At 44.1% G+C, this 17,960-nt stretch carries 17 protein-coding genes and 1 pseudogene; 8 read left to right on the top strand and 10 right to left on the bottom strand.

The window, feature by feature from the left end; all coding sequences use genetic code 11:
- Positions 1–217: 217 nt before the first annotated feature.
- The 4 genes and pseudogenes from hemQ (at position 218) to GLW00_RS02195 (ending at position 3,198) form a co-directional block, all read left to right on the top strand.
- A complete protein-coding gene (hemQ, locus tag GLW00_RS02210; RefSeq protein WP_160911821.1) occupies positions 218–955 on the top strand; it encodes a hydrogen peroxide-dependent heme synthase in 738 nt (245 codons plus the stop codon).
- A gap of 950 nt (positions 956–1,905) precedes the next feature.
- A pseudogene (locus GLW00_RS02205) lies at positions 1,906–2,334 on the top strand (cell wall hydrolase).
- Positions 2,335–2,376: 42 nt separating this feature from the next.
- Complete coding sequence (gerQ, locus tag GLW00_RS02200; protein WP_439108887.1) at positions 2,377–2,859, top strand: spore coat protein GerQ; 483 nt, start codon at positions 2,377–2,379, stop codon at positions 2,857–2,859.
- 90 nt (positions 2,860–2,949) lie between these two features.
- Positions 2,950–3,198: a hypothetical protein gene (locus tag GLW00_RS02195; RefSeq protein WP_160910838.1), complete on the top strand. Its 249-nt coding sequence runs from the start codon at positions 2,950–2,952 to the stop codon at positions 3,196–3,198.
- Between the two features lie 2 nt (positions 3,199–3,200).
- Here GLW00_RS02195 and GLW00_RS02190 read toward each other — a convergent pair whose 3' ends face one another.
- The 4 genes from GLW00_RS02190 to GLW00_RS02175 form a co-directional block, all read right to left on the bottom strand.
- Positions 3,201–3,569, bottom strand: coding sequence for a DUF423 domain-containing protein (locus tag GLW00_RS02190; RefSeq protein ID WP_160910837.1), 369 nt, complete (start codon positions 3,567–3,569; stop codon positions 3,201–3,203).
- A gap of 12 nt (positions 3,570–3,581) precedes the next feature.
- Positions 3,582–3,881 (bottom strand): YwdI family protein, encoded by a 300-nt coding sequence (locus GLW00_RS02185; protein WP_160910836.1) that lies wholly within the window; start codon positions 3,879–3,881, stop codon positions 3,582–3,584.
- A 479-nt stretch (positions 3,882–4,360) separates the two neighbouring features.
- Entirely contained in the window at positions 4,361–5,704 is a 1,344-nt protein-coding gene (locus GLW00_RS02180; protein ID WP_160910835.1) for a sodium-dependent transporter, read from the bottom strand.
- A 128-nt stretch (positions 5,705–5,832) separates the two neighbouring features.
- Complete coding sequence (locus GLW00_RS02175) at positions 5,833–6,051, bottom strand: uracil-DNA glycosylase (protein WP_160910834.1); 219 nt, start codon at positions 6,049–6,051, stop codon at positions 5,833–5,835.
- A 73-nt stretch (positions 6,052–6,124) separates the two neighbouring features.
- On the opposite strand from GLW00_RS02175, the gene GLW00_RS02170 reads away from it, so the two are divergent.
- A complete protein-coding gene (locus tag GLW00_RS02170) occupies positions 6,125–6,841 on the top strand; it encodes a YwaF family protein (protein ID WP_160910833.1) in 717 nt (238 codons plus the stop codon).
- 273 nt (positions 6,842–7,114) lie between these two features.
- Here the strand turns inward: GLW00_RS02170 and GLW00_RS02165 are convergent, their stop codons facing one another.
- The 5 genes from GLW00_RS02165 to GLW00_RS02145 form a co-directional block, all read right to left on the bottom strand.
- On the bottom strand, positions 7,115–7,687 hold the full coding sequence (locus tag GLW00_RS02165; protein WP_160910832.1) for a cytochrome c oxidase subunit 3: 573 nt from the start codon (positions 7,685–7,687) through the stop codon (positions 7,115–7,117).
- Positions 7,684–9,591, bottom strand: coding sequence for a cytochrome c oxidase subunit I (ctaD, locus tag GLW00_RS02160; RefSeq protein WP_160911817.1), 1,908 nt, complete (start codon positions 9,589–9,591; stop codon positions 7,684–7,686). The genes GLW00_RS02165 and ctaD overlap by 4 nt, the downstream gene beginning before the upstream one ends.
- 24 nt (positions 9,592–9,615) lie before the next feature.
- Positions 9,616–10,314, bottom strand: a complete 699-nt coding sequence (gene coxB, locus GLW00_RS02155) for a cytochrome c oxidase subunit II (protein ID WP_160910831.1) — start codon at positions 10,312–10,314, stop codon at positions 9,616–9,618.
- A gap of 292 nt (positions 10,315–10,606) precedes the next feature.
- On the bottom strand, positions 10,607–10,915 hold the full coding sequence (locus GLW00_RS02150; RefSeq protein ID WP_160910830.1) for a phasin family protein: 309 nt from the start codon (positions 10,913–10,915) through the stop codon (positions 10,607–10,609).
- Positions 10,912–12,576 (bottom strand): ABC1 kinase family protein, encoded by a 1,665-nt coding sequence (locus GLW00_RS02145; RefSeq protein ID WP_160910829.1) that lies wholly within the window; start codon positions 12,574–12,576, stop codon positions 10,912–10,914. The genes GLW00_RS02150 and GLW00_RS02145 overlap by 4 nt, the downstream gene beginning before the upstream one ends.
- A gap of 225 nt (positions 12,577–12,801) precedes the next feature.
- Here GLW00_RS02145 and GLW00_RS02140 point away from each other — a divergent pair, with 225 nt between their 5' ends.
- From GLW00_RS02140 to GLW00_RS02130, 3 genes are all read left to right on the top strand, one after another.
- Entirely contained in the window at positions 12,802–14,919 is a 2,118-nt protein-coding gene (locus GLW00_RS02140; protein WP_160910828.1) for a M6 family metallopeptidase, read from the top strand.
- A gap of 196 nt (positions 14,920–15,115) precedes the next feature.
- Complete coding sequence (locus tag GLW00_RS02135; protein WP_160910827.1) at positions 15,116–16,015, top strand: GNAT family N-acetyltransferase; 900 nt, start codon at positions 15,116–15,118, stop codon at positions 16,013–16,015.
- Between the two features lie 13 nt (positions 16,016–16,028).
- Positions 16,029–16,895, top strand: coding sequence for a fructosamine kinase family protein (locus GLW00_RS02130; RefSeq protein ID WP_160910826.1), 867 nt, complete (start codon positions 16,029–16,031; stop codon positions 16,893–16,895).
- 1 nt (position 16,896) lies between these two features.
- Here the strand turns inward: GLW00_RS02130 and GLW00_RS02125 are convergent, their stop codons facing one another.
- Complete coding sequence (locus tag GLW00_RS02125; RefSeq protein WP_160910825.1) at positions 16,897–17,865, bottom strand: YbgA family protein; 969 nt, start codon at positions 17,863–17,865, stop codon at positions 16,897–16,899.
- Positions 17,866–17,960 lie beyond the last annotated feature (95 nt).

The raw sequence follows: 17,960 nt of genomic DNA, 5'->3' as shown, positions 1-17,960 counted from the left end.
GACCTTTTGTGTTTAAATGAAAGTGGTTCGAACCAAGTTTTCCGTGTGAAGCGATTTCATTTTATAACTTTACCCTATTTCTCAATAGATGATACTTCTTAAGCTGTTCACTCTTTTGTCATACCCGCATCGTTATCTATCCAAATGTAAATGTGTTATATTTATGGAGGATGTTTTATTAGTACAATACTTCAATGTAAAAGGAGCGATCGATCCCATGCCAGAAGCAGTAGTTACCATGGACGGCTGGTATTGTCTGCATGATTTTCGTTCTGTCGACTGGACAGCATGGAAGTATGCATCAACCGAAGACCGTGAAGAAGCGATCAATGAATTCAAAGAATTGATCGGTCTATGGGAAGAAACAGAACGCAGCAAAGAAGGTAGTCATGCTTTATATACAATTGTCGGTCAAAAAGCAGATTTCATGATGATGATTCTACGTCCGACAATGGAAGAGCTGAATGAAATCGAAACGGCCTTCAATAAATCTAAACTGGCAGAATTCACAAAGCCTTCCTATTCGTACGTCTCTGTCGTAGAGCTTTCCAATTACATGGGAAATGCGAACGAGGATGATCCTGAAATTCAAGCGCGTCTGCGCCCTACCCTTCCGAAGTGGAATCACATTTGTTTCTACCCTATGGACAAGCGCCGTCAGGGAAATGACAACTGGTATGTCCTCGAAAAAGATGAACGTGCCAAACTCATGTACGCCCACGGAATGACAGGCCGCCAATACGCTGGGAAAATCCGTCAGATCATTACCGGTTCCATCGGTTTTGATGACTGGGAATGGGGCGTTACATTATTTGCTCATGATATGCTTCAATTCAAAAAGCTCGTATACGAAATGCGCTTTGATGAAGTAACTTCACGTTATGGTGATTTTGGATCTTTCTATATCGGAAACATCCTCAAGCCAGACGCTGTCGAACAATTTTTACAAGTATAAAGAAGAAAGCTGCCAGCTCATCTGGCAGCTTTTTTTGTGCCCAATATCCCCCCCACTAACGCTCCCTTTAGTTGAAGACTCAGTTTCGAGATGTTTGTGTGACTCTAGAGGCTCCGGGAAACGGTTCGCTTTCCATGGGGCGGGCGGTGAGCCTCCTCAGGCTATGCCTTCCGGGGTCTCACCTGTCCCACACGTCCTTTGGGTTATCCAGTTCCGGCGCCTAGCGGCTAGTGAGACTTCCCTCGCTTCTGTACGATAAGTCAACATCGAATCGCTACGCTCTCCGTGTTTCCTTTATCTCCGCCAGCTCAGTCCAGTCCATACGCCCGCTGACCGAGGCACCTCCACACTAAAGGATAGGAGTCTCACCGTTTCCCTCCGCCCCTTGACCTTATAAGTGTCTCAAAACCACTTCTAAAAGGGTCAGCTTGAATGGTTGAAGGAAGTGGATAATTCGAACACTTGTATTCATAAGTAAGGTTCCAATTCTTTTCCCCTAGGCGGGTATATAGTGCGTTGTATCAAGCAATTGCGTTTGCTAAACGTCAATGGGGTAGCGTTTATATCATTCACTTCTCATAACCATACGAGCTGATTTTTTAAGTAGTGGTTTCGAGAATCATCCTTGGTAAGTGGGCGGAGGGGAATGGCGAGACTCCTGCGGGAAAAGAGTGCTAGGTGAGACCCCGGAAGGCGTCAGCCTGAGGAGGCTCAACGCGCTCCCGCGGAAAGCGAGTCATTCCCCGCAGCCCCATCCACTCAATAGAAGTCTCGAAACTGAGTCTTCCATAATCCTTCCATATTGTTGAAGAACAGTAAGAGGACGTCCCTTCTAGGGAGGTCCTTTTTTGTTGTCCATCAGAATATTTTTTTAATCATATCTCCCCGGGCGTCCAACATATAGTGTTAAAGAACATGCAATCATGCCTTTATTAAAGTGAGGTGACCGCATGGCTGTTGTCCCCTTCGAGCAGGCCGATGGGAGATTATTATCGATACTTATGAGGACAAAGGCTGAAGGAGAAGGTAAACGAGGCATGCTTATGGTCGGAAATACAGAAGTCAACCGTGTGCGAGGAGATGGCACTGCTTTTACGGAAATCGATACGGTTCGTAAGATGGCGTTCCAGATTCCCGGCTGCTTTAAGGCTGCTCACTAGGGCTAGTTCTACCACAGGGCACAGGAAAAAGACAAACGGCTTGCAAGAAGGACGATCAACGGGGAGCGGTTCCACCCTGCCACGAATTCACTTTGGTTTGTCAAGTCTTCTCTAGACTGCCGAGCTCAGTGGTTTGGGTCCAATCAATGGAATACGGGCAGGTTCAAACCCCACTGCTTCTATTCTCCGTCTCGGTCTGTCTGTCCTACTGTTTATTAATTCCAATAAGGAGTGATTGAATTGGCACAAAAGAAACCGCAAATGGGCGGGCAAGGTCAGGGACAGCCGATGTACGGCGGCCAATCTTCCCCCTATTACGGCCAAAACCCGTATATGAATTACTATCCGGTTTCACCAATGCAAGGACAGGGAACCCAGCCTCCGAGTCAACAAGGTGGCTTTCAATTTCCGCAAATGCAGCAAGGACAATCTAAAGGGGGCGTTAATCCTCCGAATATGTTACCTTCTGAAGAATCCTACATTGAGAATATTTTACGGCTGAATGCAGGAAAACCTGCAACCGTATATATGACTTTTGAAAACAATGACCAGTGGAACGCTAAGGTTTTCAAAGGCATTATCGAAGCCGCTGGAAGAGACCACATCATACTTAGCGATCCTCAAACCGGGAAACGTTATTTACTCTTGATGGTTTACCTTGATTACATTACATTCGACGAGGAAATCAACTACAATTACCCCTTTGGCACCGGCCAGGGTATGACCAATCCTCAATCCCGTTAATGAAGCAAAAAAACTCGCTATTTCGGTAGCGAGTTTTTCATTTCCATATTCATAATTAATGGCTAAACGCCAAAAGAAAAGGGTGTACAAATGCGACCTCCATATGAGAGTTACCAAAGAGCCCAGTTAGGTGCCCTTTTGTTAGCTGTAATCCTTGCCGTGGTCGGTTTATTTCAGCTCGAACACCAATGGATCATCTTACTCATGTTCTATGTTCTAGCCGGGAGCTTCGCCTTGGAGGGGATGCTCGAGATGAAACGCCAGCAAAAAGTAAATGCCATCATTCAACTTTTGAGGGCGGTTATTCTTCTATTTTTCACGACCATCCTTTACTTCTAGTATTAATGATTCTTAATAATCGCATACCCCAGCAAAATCCAGCCGATCAAAAATGAAAGGCCACCGAACGGAGTTATCATAGCAAATACTTTAATTCCAGATGTCGCATAGATGTAAAGACTTCCGGAAAACAGCAGAATTCCGATGAAAAAAAACCAACCTGCACCCGTCATAGCACCGGCCTGGATTTTGCTCATCAATAAAGCTGTGACAAACAAAGCCATCGTATGGAACATTTGGTAATCAACGGCTTTCCCCCATTGATCCAATCCCTTTTCGGAGACTTTCCCTTCGAGTCCATGAGCCCCGAAGGCACCTAAAGCGACGGCTAAAAATCCATTAATAACGGCTAAAATTAAAAATATCTTCATTTCTTCTCCCCCTTAAAAATCGAAAATGGAAGAGCCATTGGCCTCGTCATGGTCGATTTTTGTTTCTTTATTCTCTTTCTGGACGGGCTCAGGACTGCCTGCTCCCATCATCTTGCGTATTTCTTCAACGGTTGGTTCCTGGACTGCAGCCGGTGAACTTTGTGTACTTGCCTCTTCCTCTAATAGTAAGTCTGCAAGCAATTTCACCGAACGCACATGCTCCCTCACTTTTTGCTCATCTCCATGCTGGAGCATCGCTTCCTGTATCTCACTGGACATCTTTTTCAAGACCGTTTTGTTGGTGATTGCCATAAATCGTTTTCTCCTTTTCCATAAAAGATGGTTCTCTGTCGTAGTTTAACATGTTCCCCTCCCCCCTGTCCTTTTCTCTCCAGCAGTTTCATCAAATGTTAAAAAGTTACCTTCCAAAATCCCTCTAACCAATATTCCAAATAAGCTCCCTATAGTTGAAGACTCAGTTTCGAGATGTTTCCAGGGTTCGTTGCCTAGTTAAGCGTTAGGGGTGGCTGGGAAGCAACTCGCTTTCCTGTGGGGAGCGCCGAGCTTGCTCGGACTGCGTACTGCGGGAAAAAAGTGCTTGGTGAGCAGTCCGAGGAGGCTCACCGCGCTCCCGCGGAAAGCGAGCTATTCCCCGTAGACCCCGTCCACTCAGCATAAGTCTCGAAACTGAGTCTTCAGAAAACCTGCCATATTCTTTAGTAAGTAGCTATGATAATTCAAGCATGTAAAAAAGAACCCCGACGAGTGGTCGAGGTTCCTGGGTTTTGGAATTATAGGGAGATGACTCCGATTTGGTTTAAGAAGATGACAATGATCATGATGGGAGCAATGAACTTGATGATCGTAAACCATAGGTTGCCAAGCAGCCCATTTTTCATATCCGTAGCTTCCAATGCTTCGGATTTTTTGAAGTACCAGCCTACAAGAAGGGCCATGGATAGACCTCCAAGAGGAAGCAGGATGTTGGAGGCGATATAATCCATCGAGTCGAGGATATTCAAGTCTCCAATAGGGGTGACGCCGGACCATAAGCCAAAGCCTAGGGATACGCCAATTCCGAGCACAAACATAATCGAGCCTACCAACACACTCGTAGCAAACCGTGTCCAACCAAAAGCTCTCATAAAGTAAGCGGTCGGTACTTCCAGAATAGAGACAGATGATGATAAGGAGGCTAAAATCAAAGCGAAGAAGAACACCAGCCCGATAATTCCGCCAAACGGCATCTGCTCAAAAATACTTGGTAGTGTAATAAATACAAGCGGCGGGCCTGAACTTGGGTCAATTCCAAAAGCAAATACAGCTGGAAAAATCACCACACCTGATATCACGGCAAAAAATGTATCCATGATGCCGATGCCAAGCGTCGCACTTGGTAACTTGTTTTCTTTTTTTAAATAACTGCCATACGTCAGCATAGCTCCCATTCCAAGGCTTAAGGAGAAAAAAGCCTGCCCCAAAGCCGCTATATAAATGGAAGGATTACTAAACGCAGTCCAGTCCGGCTGGAATAAGAATTTCAAACCTTCTGATGCCCCATCCAAAGAAAGGCTGAAGAACGCAAGACCAATCAAAATGATAGCCAGTAAAGGCATGAAAATTTTGTTCGCCGCTTCGATCCCTTTCTTAACACCACTCAATACAATGACAATCGTCAGAATCATGAAGAGTGCCGTCCAGGCAATCGGATGCCATGAGTGGCTGATAAATTGACCAAAAGCGCCATCATAACCGACTTCAGGCGAAGTAAAGAATGAACCATTGATATAATTCCAGAAATAAAAGATCGCCCATCCAGCTACTACAGCATAAAATCCTAAAATCAAGAAAGCACTGGCTATACCAAAGAACCCAGTCAAATACCAGGGAGTCTTAGGTGCAAGCTTTTGGAATGAGCCGACAACGTCGCTCTCTGCTTTCCTTCCAATACTAACTTCAGTCAATAACAGGGGTACACCAATTAAGAGTACAAATAATAAATACAAGATTAAAAAGGCGCCTCCGCCATTATTTCCTGCTACGAAGGAGAATCTCCATATATTTCCGAGTCCGACAGCTGACCCCATCGCGGCAAGCATAAAGCCCAGCTTCGTCCCCCATTGTTCTCTCGCCATACTTTCTACACTCCTCTCACTCATTCACCTTTTTCAGCCGCTCTCTATTTTATTCGGCTTAGTGAAATATTCATCAGCATACCATAGAATAAGCGAGTGTACATACATATTCTGAAATTTCATTTAATTTACAGTCGGTAATCAATCATGGAGGGGTTCCCGGCTTTATTATTCTTCTTTTTTTGGTTCTTTTCAGCAAATTGCAAGCATTCGGATCCAGTCGATTTCAAAACAAATGCGGATGGCATTTCTTTCGTTTTGAAACCGTAAGCCTCGCAAGCTCTCGGAAATGCCGGGTTCCATGTTGTACGAAAGTGCTTGCAGCGAAAGCAATTGATCTTTTTCATATCGACCCTCTCTTCAGCCAAATGATATGGTAGAATCATAGCACAGCTAAAGCCCGTTCTCTAGGAGGCTATTATGGAAGCATGGTTCAGTGAACGAATTGACCAAACCTTTATTACATTCGGAACCAGCCATACATGGATGCTCTCCATTTACTTGGTGGTTTCTATCGGTATCCTTGTGATGCATCGATCTTTAAAGAATTCCAATGTACTACACAACCTTGTGCGTTTCAGTCTATTATTGTTGTTAATCCTTTCTGAGATCAGCTATCAAACCTGGACGATCATACACGGTCTCTGGATGGAAGGAAGCCATCTCCCCCTGCATTTATGCGGAATTGCATCTTTATTGGGGGTGGCCGCACTCCTTACCTATCACCCGAAACTTATTAAAATCACTTTTTTCATAGGTATTCTGCCAGCAGCCATTGCCTTAATCACTCCCGATATTCCTCATGGATATGAGCACTTCCGGTTTTGGAAGTTCTTTGTGCATCACATGGCTATCTCCTGGACCAGTCTATTTTTGATTGTATCGACAAAAGTCACGATCAGGGGTAAAGACTTGTTGGAAACCTTCTTCTACTTAATCATATACAGTGTATTCATCTTCATTTTCAATACTTTTTTCCAAACCAATTATCTGTACTTGAAGGGTCCTCCCATTGCCGGTACTCCTCTTGATTGGATGGGAGATGGGGTCCTGTATTATATCAGCCTGGTTTTAACAGCCTTCTTTGTTTTTTCCCTTATGTATTTCCTTTACAAGCTCATCAAAAAAAACAGATAGCCCCCACCATTCAATATAATGGCAGGATTGTGGAAGACTCAGCTTCGAGACTTTCCAGGTTTCGTTGCCCGGGTTGAGCGTCAGGGGCGGAGGGGAATGGCGAGACTCCTGCGGGATAAAAGTGCTTGGTGAGACCCCACAGGACGCAGTCCGAGGAGGCTCACCGCGCTCCCGCGGAAAGCGAGCTATTCCCCGCAGCCCCCATCCACCCAACAGAAGTCTCGAAACTGAGTCTTCAACTAAAGGGAGCTTATCTGTAAAAACACTTTAATATTAGAAAAGGTAAGGTGCGTAGACGATAAGGATGATGAGTACCCAGATGACATCGACGAAATGCCAGTAATAGTTGAAGATCTTGTGTTTTTCTTTGAACAAAGACTTCGGCATCGTCTGCTTGAGCTGGACCATTAAAAGAATCATCCATACCAGCCCAAATGCAACGTGTGACGCATGAAGCCCAACGAGTACATAAAAGGAAGCAAGGAAGTTGTTCATCGTAAGGGTGTAGCCTTCACTCCAGTACTTGTAAAATTCATGGATTTCCAACCCCATAAAAATGCTCCCGAGCAGAAAGGTCGTCCCCAGTCCAATCCAAATCTTAAGCCGGTTCCAATTTTCCAATCCACTCTCCGCTATTAGTAATGTACCGCTGCTTGAAAGGAGGAAAACGGATGTCAATATGACGGTTCGAAGCTCGTACACTTCTGTAGGATCCGCTCCCCTGGATGAAGGGGTGTAAAGGATATAGGTAGCGAACAATGTTGCAAACATGATGGCTTCGACAACTAAGTAGAGGAAAAAACCGAGTCGTTTGTCATTGAATAACACCTCCGACGTCTGTTTCATGACTCTTCCTCCTTTCGATACACAGCTTTTCTTTCATCATTAAACACACGGTAGATAAAGAAACCCAGTGCAGCGATTCCACCTATGATCTGCATCCAAACCCATCCATATATAAAACCGACGCTCATGACAATCAAAACACCTGCAAGCAGAACAGGAGCCACCGTTTGGATAGCGATCGGAGAAGGTCTGGCCTCTTCGGATTCTGGCAGCCTCTTTCTTTCTACTTTGCTGTACCAGTAAGCATCGATAGAATTGATTTGCGGAACAGGTTGAAACGGATGTTCAGGCGCTGGTGATCCGACGGTCCATTCCAATGTCCGGCCGTCCCACGGATCCGCACCCACAGGGTCAGTAAGTCGATGAGTCTTGTACAAATTCCATGCAACAAACAGCATACTCGCCCCCATCAAAAACGCTCCGATCGTACTGACGAAATTCAATAGGAATACACCATCTTCCCACGTATAGGTATATACGCGGCGCGGCATTCCATTTAAGCCTGCAAAGTGCTGAGGCATAAATGTTAAATGAAATCCGATGATAAAGAGCCAGAAATGCCATTTTCCCAGTTTTTCATCAAGCATCTTCCCGGTCATTTTCGGATACCAATAATAAATGCCTGCAAATGCCCCGAGAATCGTGCCGCCTATCATCGTATAGTGAAAATGGGCAACAACGAAATACGAATCATGATACTGGTAGTCTGCCGCTGCAACGGCCAGCATGACCCCTGTCACTCCTCCAATGACGAATGTAGGGATAAATCCTAATGAAAACAGCATAGGAGTCGTTATTCTCACCACGCCTTTTCGCATCGTAAACAACCAGTTGAATACTTTGATGCCGGTGGGAACGGCAATTAACATCGTTGTGATGGCAAAAATAGAATTGGCCAAAGCACCAAGTCCCACTGTAAACATGTGGTGTGCCCATACCATAAATCCTAGTAATCCAATCAACGCAATTGCAACCACCATGGATGTGTACCCATACACTCTTTTTCTTGAAAAAGTTGAGATGACATCCGAAAAGATTCCGAAGGCAGGCAGAATCAAAATATACACTTCCGGATGACCAAAAATCCAGAACAAGTGCTGCCAGTACACAGGATCTCCGTATTCCCCAAGAAAGAAGCTCGTTCCGTAAATCCGATCAAACATCAATAACAACAGCGCTATTGTTAAAACCGGGAAAGCAATCATGATAAGAAAGGATGTGATGAGGGTGGCCCACGAAAATAAGGGCATCCTTGTCATCTTCATCCCTGGTGCACGGAGACGGAAGATGGTGACAATCATATTGATGGCTGTAAAAATCGTACCCAAGCCTGAGACTTGAAGGCCGAATATGTAGTAGTTGTTATTAGGACCCGTCGTGAACGTATCCGTCGCGAGAGGCGCATAGGAAGTCCAACCCGCATTTGGGGCAGCATTAAAGAAGAAAGCCATATTGAAAATGACCCCGCCGGCCACAAACAACCAAAAACTGATCGCATTCAAATAAGGGAAAGCAAGATCATTGGCCCCCAATTGAAGAGGCACTGCGATATTCATTAAACCGATCAACAAAGGCATGGAGACGAAAAAAATCATGACTGTCCCATGCGTCGTAAAAACTTCGTTATACTTTTGAGATTGGAAGACCCAAAAATCATTTTCCGGTATAGCCAGCTGGGTCCGGATAAACATGGCATCAATGCCCCCACGGATAAAGAAAACCATGGAAAGCAAAATGTACATCGTTCCAATTTTCCGGTTGTCCGTCGTCGTCATATAATCCCAAACCAATGGCCATTTCCTTCTCGTCGTCAACCACCAAAACAAGGCTGCGCCCAAAAGAATGGTTACAATCCAGGACACCACGATATCTGAAGGAACTTCCCCTATAAAAGGTACGTTCATCCCATTCACCCCACCCTCTCCTATTTACTCTTCCTGCACCCAGTTCTCAAACGATTGCTGACTCATCACTTTCGTCTCAAACCTCATCAGCGTATGTTCCGCCCCGCAAAACTCTGCACATTTCCCCTGATACGTCCCCTCTTCGCGTGGCTCAAACGATAATTTCGTCATTTCACCCGGGAGAACATCGATTTTCCCTGATAAGTTCGGAATCCAGAAGGAGTGGATGACATCATTTGAGGTAAGACGGAACTGAACTTCCTGATCTACAGGTAAAACGAGTTCATCATAAGATTCTTTACCGTTCTCATAAGTGAATTTCCAATTGTATTGCTGGCCGACCACTTCGACAATCATAGCGTCGCCCTTTGACCCTCCCGCTGAACCTGACACTTTCGAGGTTAGGTCATATGTAGCCTTTACCGTTGGAACGGCTAAGATGGCAAGCAATAAAACAGGAACAATGGTCCATGTGATCTCCAGCCACTTGTTCTCCTTTTCATCTGGTGGAATATTAAATTTCGCCTTCCCTCTTTCCCGGAATTTCCTAAGAAAGTAGACGAATAAAACAAATACGACGATCAGCACAAGCATCATAATGCCAAAGCTCAGGTAGATTAAGTTCGTCAATGTATCAGCAGTATCACTTTTTGGATTGAGTACTCTCATTTGACACCCAGTTAAGAAAGCGATTACGAAAAAGGACAACACTCGTTTATTCACCGACTCTTCCCTCCCCTTCGGTTGGAAATCCGCATATATAGAACTGTCTAGTTATGCTCTATTACCTAATCTTTACAGAACAAAACTCCCCTCTCTGAAAAAACAGCTTCTCCCTTCAAGACTTCGTTTAAATAGGTGTATGAGAAGATAGTGGTCCGTAAAGCGAGTCACTCGTCAGAATCCTTTTTTCTATAAAGATAAGTTATCGCTGCGCTACAACCCTGCTATCATCCGTATTTACATAACCAAAAAGCCTCCGCATCTGATGAATTCAGAAACGGAGGCTTTTTGGTTATCTTCCATGAAGATTTTCAAGTCTTTCGATGCGGGCTTCCAGTTTTTCATACTCTTCTTTTGAGACAAAGCCCAGTTCCTTCATCTGATCCTGAAACCTGGCTTTCGCCTGTTCATTCCACTCTTTATCTTTGCTCTGACCTTTTGCAATCCACTGGTTCATCCAATTATTGACCATGGTCTTCGCTTGTGAAGGGCTGATTTCTCCGCGCTTCACCATTTCATTGACCATCTTTTCAAAACGTTCCTTGCCACTGATGGCAGCACCTAAACCAAGATGAAACCCTTTCTTCAATAAATCACTCATCCTTCATTCCTCCTATTATGATGGATGCGCTTCAACATCCTCAAATGATTGAACGAACTTACGAGAAACCCAAGTACACCTACTCCTGATACGATACTCCCGATCCATATCGTCGGGAGGACAGGAACAATCAGTGTGTAATATAAAGAAGCAGCACCGATTCCTGCAATCACGAGCGAAAGGAAAGTATAAAATAGATAATATTGATGGAATAAATGGTTTTTTTGATGATAACTCTTCCATTCCCTTTCTTTATCTCCATCCTCGAGATATTCCACCAGAGCTCGCGGCAGGGATAGAAGCGGCCGGGCTGTCTCTTTCGCGATTTCTTTGTATAAAGAAAAACTGGAAGCTTCCCCTGACATCCATTCCTTAATTACCGGTCTACCCCACTTAATTAAATCGATTTGAGGATACACACTTGTTAAAACTCCAACGATGATTGAAGTCGCACGTCCTAAAAAGGCATAATCAGCAGGAAGCTGAATCGGCTGTTCTTTCACAAACTCTTGTAAATCGCCCAGCATATCATTCATCATATGCGCATCCAACTTGTCAAAGTTCCCATCCAGGTACATGTCGGTTGTCTGCTTCAAGAGTTTTTTCACTTTCTCTGTGTCCGCATCAGGAAGCAGGAAGTCCATTTCCTGCAGCGATTCAATAACTCTGTCATAGTCATCTAATATGAAGCCTTGAATCATTTTACGAATCGAATTCGCATCTTCGTTCTTAATTTCCCCGACCATCCCGAAGTCAATGACAACCACTGTACCGTCTTCTTTTAACATCAAGTTTCCAGGGTGAGGATCGGAGTGAAACATTCCCGCATACAGAAACTGTTCCACACACAAATCGAACAGCGTCCGAGCAATCTTTTCCCGGTCAATGTTATTTTTCTTAATAAAAGATAAGTCCGTGATTTTTGTTCCTTCAATCCATTCCATGACAAGCACACGCTTTGTCGATAGATCGGAATAATAATCAGGGATGTAAACATCCTCAAAATCTGCAAATCTCTTTTTGAAATGATTGCCGTTCTGAAGTTCCATGGTGAAATCCAATTCGTTGCTGATCACTCGGACGACTTCCCGGTATAAAGCCGGCAGGTCCGCTTTCTTCCCATAAACGGTAAATTTATTGAGCATCCAGAAGACGATTTTCAATGCTTTGAAGTCCATCCGGAACGTGTCGCGAACCCGGTACCGCTGGACCTTAACCGCAACGGGGGTGCCGTCTTTCAAATGAGCTTTATAAACCTCGCCGATCGAAGCTGAAGCAATGGAATCTTCCTTGATGTTTGAAAGGTATTCATCAAGAGGTGCATTCCAATCCTCTTCCATGGTCTGTTTCGAATACTTAAATGGAACCGGTTCGACTCTGTCAACGAGCCCCTCTAATTCTTTAATGAAAGATTGCGGTAATAAATCTCCTCTGGAGCTTAAGAACTGGCCGAATTTAATGAGCAGACCACCTAATAGCACCGCCTTCCTGCGGTATTCTTCTGCTTGCTTTGCCAGCATTTCCTCCCATTTCCGTTTTGTGTCCTGATCCCAGATCCGGTGTCTTTTTTCAAACCAGAAGATTTGTATAAGAAATTTCAACGCCATCCAGACGATGATGGATATTCTATATATGGATATGTATTTCAACCGTTTTCCCATTTTCCTCCCCCTCCATACTTCTGTTCTTCATTCTTCCCTTCTCTTATTCTCGTCAATCATGAAAATCTCATATTCAAAAGGGATCATAGACCTAAAACTTATTTCTCATTGAATTTGTTTCGTGTTGCGAAATTCAATACAAAATAACTATTCTAATTTTTTTAGAATATTCTTCATAATAAAATATAGATATTTTTACAATTTTTTCATTAGGGGGATCTTATTTTGAAGAATAAGAAACTAACAGCTTTACTGTCAGCGGGTGCCTTGACCCTGTCATTGCTCTCTCCGGCTGCGGTAACAGAAGTAAGTGCAAGCAAAGTACAGGAAAATTGGAACGTCGAACGGTATAGCGAAAAAATAGATATCGATGGTCAATTGCAGCGCTTGGACGAAAGCGAAAGCTTCCAGCGAGAAGCGAAACAGACGATCAAGGATAATGCATCCAAAGTAAATTTTAATGGGGAAGAAGGAAGCGGATCAGAATCAAATGCAGAAGCTTCAAGAACTTCTGCCGCAGGTGAAACGAAACAATTCCTCACTCGGGATTTAGCATTTAAAGAGTTTACTCTTCAAAGTGTGGGAGATCATGCAGAAGTATGGGTGGCCAATGACCTTTCCTTCCCTGAAGGGGACGATCGTCCAGCTCATGTGGTCACACAAGAGCAAGCGGACATAATGGCCAATGAATTCGATGAAAACATGTATCCAGTAGCTACTGATTTCTTTGGTTCCCCCGATACATTGGACGGAACAAATGCTCAACTGGAGGACTTAGGAATTGTTCCGGAGGGTTACTATCAAGGGGATGGAGACAAAGTCATCATCCTTGTCGATAACGTTCAGGATGACAATTATGAAGACCCGACCTATCCTTTCTTTGTTGCTGGCTTCTTCTGGCAGACACTTGAAAACTATATGGATCGTAACATCATCACGATCGATTCAAGAGACTGGGATACACGTCTGGAAAGCACGTTCTTTGGAACGACAATACACGAATTACAGCACCTCATTCATGCGGATAATGACGGGGATGAGACTTCCTGGTTGAATGAAGGAATGTCCACTTTCTCTGAATACCTAGGTGGATACGGAATGGATTCCGGGTCTATCAACTTCCTGCTCGATCACCCGGAAAACTCGTTAACAAACTGGGACGAGCATGTAGACGCTGAAACCGGTCCTGAAACCATTGCTGACTATGGCCTGGTTCAACTTTTCACCCTATACAACTACGAGAGATTTGGACAAGAGTTCATCCGCCATGTGGCGAAAGATGAATTGAATAGTATTGAAAGTTTCGAAAGCGCCTATCAAGACTTTGGGTTTAACGTAACATTCAATGAAGTTTACCAAGACTTCTCTACAGCCTTAGTTGTGGATGATCCGAAGTTCAAAGGTGGAAAATATGGTTTTGAAAACATCGATCTACGTGAGCTTCCTGTTGGAGATGGAGAAACACGCGGGAAAACGGTCAATTTTGAAAAAGCGAAAGACTATGAAAAAGAGGGTGTCCCTGCTTGGGGTACAGACTTTAAAGAGTTCAACTTTGAACCAGGTGAAAACGTAGAGTCCTTCAAGTTTAATGGCGTAGATTTTGAAGATAACACGTGGGAAAGCGTAACGGATCCTTTAGGAAGCGATAATGAAGTGCTTTCTGCCGGCACAGGTGACGAATTGGACAACAATTTGATTTTCAAAGCGGACTTAACAGATGTTGAGAACGCCACATTGAATTTCGATCACTTTGTGGACATCGAAGAGAGCTGGGACTATGGTGTCGTACAAGTTTCCACAGACAATGGACAAACATGGACATCCCTCGAAAACGAAAACACGCGTTCAGATGTCGTTGACGAAGGTTATCCGAAAATCAAAGAAAATGTTCCTGGATTCACAGGACACTTTGAGGATTACCAGTCTGAAAGCTTCGATCTATCTGAGTTTGCAGGAGAGGAAGTCCACATCTCATTCCGTTACTTGACGGATTGGGGACACAATGACACGGGATGGTTCATTGATAACATCGAAATTCCAGAAGTCGGAATAAGTTATGATGGCACGACAAAAGAACCATTCATGTCTAAAGCGGAACTTCTCGGAAATTATGTAGACTATGGTGTTACATTCATTAAAGAGAAAAACAACGGGAAGTATCAAGTGGTTGAAGTCGACCCATTCAATGTTACAGATGAAGAGGCATTGGAGCTTCAACAAGTCTTCCGCCCTGGTAAGACGTACATGACGACTTACTACGCGGCTCCACAGGATAGCTTGAACCCTGTTGAATTCGAATATGAAGTGGATTACAAAGAAAAAGGTCCTGAAAAGAATAAGTAAGACTCTTTCCCCCAATCGGATGATTGGGGGTTTCTTTAATGATGTAATTAAGTGAAGTTTGACCGGTTTCCAACTGAATGGATGGGATCAACCGAAAGCCCCTCCCCTATTTCATCGATTTACCCTCACCTCTCCCTAACAGTTGCGCCTTCTATACCAACTGTGTGAAAATTTACTATACAAAGGAGTGTTGCTGATGCATATTCGTGAATTGGAAGTCAAAGAGTTACATACCGTTGCCGAATGGTTGTTCAAAATGAACGAACAAGACCACCATTACGTTGCCTGGATGGCTTCAGAACAAAATGAAATATTTGAACAGATTTGGACGTTGACCCAGTTCAAAGAACCTCTCGCCTATGTCGCCTGGGAAGGAGAAGAAATCATCGGATTCCTCGGCATCCTTCCTTTTTTTGAGCAGAAACTATGCCGGCTGCTGGGCCCTTTCGCTATTAAGGATCAGGAAGAGGTCATCGAACAATTATGGGACAAAGCTTCTCTAACGGCGCAGCTGCACTTTGATGTTGTAAAGGTAGCCTGTTTTGCTGCCAATCAGGCACTCGTTTCCTTTGCAGAAAGGCATCAGTTTCAGATGTACAACATTGAACGTACGTTAGCCGCTTTTAAAGCTTCCTATGAAACGAGTGAGAAAAAAAACACCTCTATCGTCGGGCTTAGTCAGGAAGACTACGCAACCTTGGATGACATTCACCCTTCGGCAGCTTACTACACGACAAAGGAAATGCTGCATTTATCCGGGGATAAGGGCAATTACCTTTGGGGTTACCAGCAAAACGGAGAGCTGATCGGGTACATTTATTTCGAAACCATTATCTCAGGACATGAAGGAGAAATTTGCTTTGTAAATGTAGCTGCTGATCACCGAAGCAGCGGTGTTGGCTCAGAGCTCATTCATCATGCGTTACAGTATGCCTTCTTTGCTCTTGAACTGGATGTGGTCACAATCTCGGTCAGAACAGAGAATCAGCAGGCAGAAGCCTTATATCAACAATTCGGGTTCAAAGAAATCCATACCATTTATGCGTATCAAAAAGAAATGAAACCAGAGCCACCTCTTTCCACTACCATTCATTAAAAGGAGGGATTCCATGGAACGTTTTATTCGGGAGACATTAGAAAAAGTCAACGACACTTCAACCGTACACTCCATCCAACCTGTAAGTGGAGGAGACATCAATCAGTCATTTTATGTAGAGACGGATCGTCGTCCTTATTTTATTAAAGTCAACGAAAAAGTTGCGAGTCATTTTTTCCAAGCAGAGGCAGAGGGCTTACGCCTTATAAAGGAAACAGAAGCTGTACGAGTGCCTGATGTCTATCATTACGACATCCCTGATGGTGATGAAAAAGCTGCACTTGTGATGGAATGGATCGAAAAAGGGGCTTCAGATGCTTCCCATTCCCTCGGAAAGAGCATAGCTCACATGCATCAGCATACATCAGAGAAGTACGGATATGGAAAGCCGACCTTTGTTGGTGAGCTAAATCAGACCAATGAGTGGTGCACAGCCTGGACAGATTATTACCGCCGTTATCGTTTAGGAGGACAGTTGGAAATAGGAGCGGCAAAAGGTTCAATCTCAGGTCTTCGTGAAGAACGCTTGATAAAACTGATGGACAGGGTCGATGAATTTATTCCCCAAAAACCAAAAGCCTCTCTCCTGCACGGCGATTTATGGGGTGGAAATTGGATGACCACAAGTGAGGGCGAACCTGTTTTAATCGATCCGTCCGTCCTATACGGAGACCACGCATTTGAACTTGCCTTCACTGAGCTGTTCGGGGGATTCCCGCCAAACTTTTTAAATCAGTACAACACACATTTCGAGCTACCCGAGAACTATCAGGATACAAAACCCATCTACCAGCTTTTTTATCTGCTCGTCCATCTGAATATCTTTGGGGAAATGTATGGATCACAGGTGGACCGGATTCTGAAACATTATGTCGGGTGATTCAGGAATAGGCCCTTCCCTTTCCTGAATCCGATATTTCAACCAGCTCCAGCGGATAGGGTTCAAAATAAGTCTGTTGCTTCAGGTATTCACTTTGGAAACGGGCGACCCAGCAATTTAATACACTCAACACAGCACTCAAGGGTACTTTCTCTTCTTTATATTGTTCCAGAAGGCTTTGAAAGCTTTCTTTCTCTTCTTTAGACAAATCCTTTTTGAAGTATCCTGCAATATGCTGGCATACGTTCACGTGGGCACTCGGTTTTGCCGGCTTCTCCATAAGTTCATGAAGCAAAGGTTCATAGCTTTCTATGACCTGTTCAAAATCAAGGTGATTATGATTCGCAACCGTTTGCCCCATTTTCTTGAGCGTTCCAGGGTGATAAGCCATGAAGAGATATTTGTTACGTGCGTGGAATTGCTGCAACCCTTTCATTCCATCAAACTTCTTCACCTCACGAAAGTCAGCGAGCGTAAACAATTTCGTTAAAAAATGGTGTCTTAGTGTATAGTTCTTAAGTCTCCCCTCTTCTTCAATCGCAAGCCCTCCATGACGATGAAGGATTTCCTTGGCAAAAAATCCTGATGTTTTTCCGACAACTTGAGAGTTTCCTTCACTGTGATAAACTTTCACATCATGCATGCCGCACGTTGGTGATCGGTTTTTCAATAAAAATCCATCCACGTCGGTCAAATGATCCAGAAAACCTTCGGAGAACTCTTTCATTGTATCCGTTAGATTTTCTCCCGTTTTCGGCTGGACGAGCTGTTCTTCTTCGCCATCAATAATACGAATGACTTCGCGTGGTACGCCGAGCCCGATTTCAACCTCTGGACATACGGGTATGAATTCCACATGCGCCTGCATACGCTGAACGGCCTTATCTGGGATCACGGCTCCATTATAGCGGACTTCTGCAAATTCCAAACAACGGCTGACCACGACTTTCGGTGTAGGGAAATGCCGCATTTTCTTCTCCCCTTTCTGACAAATACAAGTACTAGCAAACGTTCCTCAATTTCTACTTCCATAAACACAAACCGCATATCATCTACAAATTTCCT

It is taken from the genome of Halobacillus litoralis (assembly GCF_009856445.1).
Taxonomy (GTDB): Bacteria; Bacillota; Bacilli; order Bacillales; family Halobacillaceae; genus Halobacillus; species Halobacillus litoralis.
The sequence above is the reverse complement of the archived record's forward strand: the minus strand, read 5'-3'. Positions and strand labels throughout refer to the sequence as shown.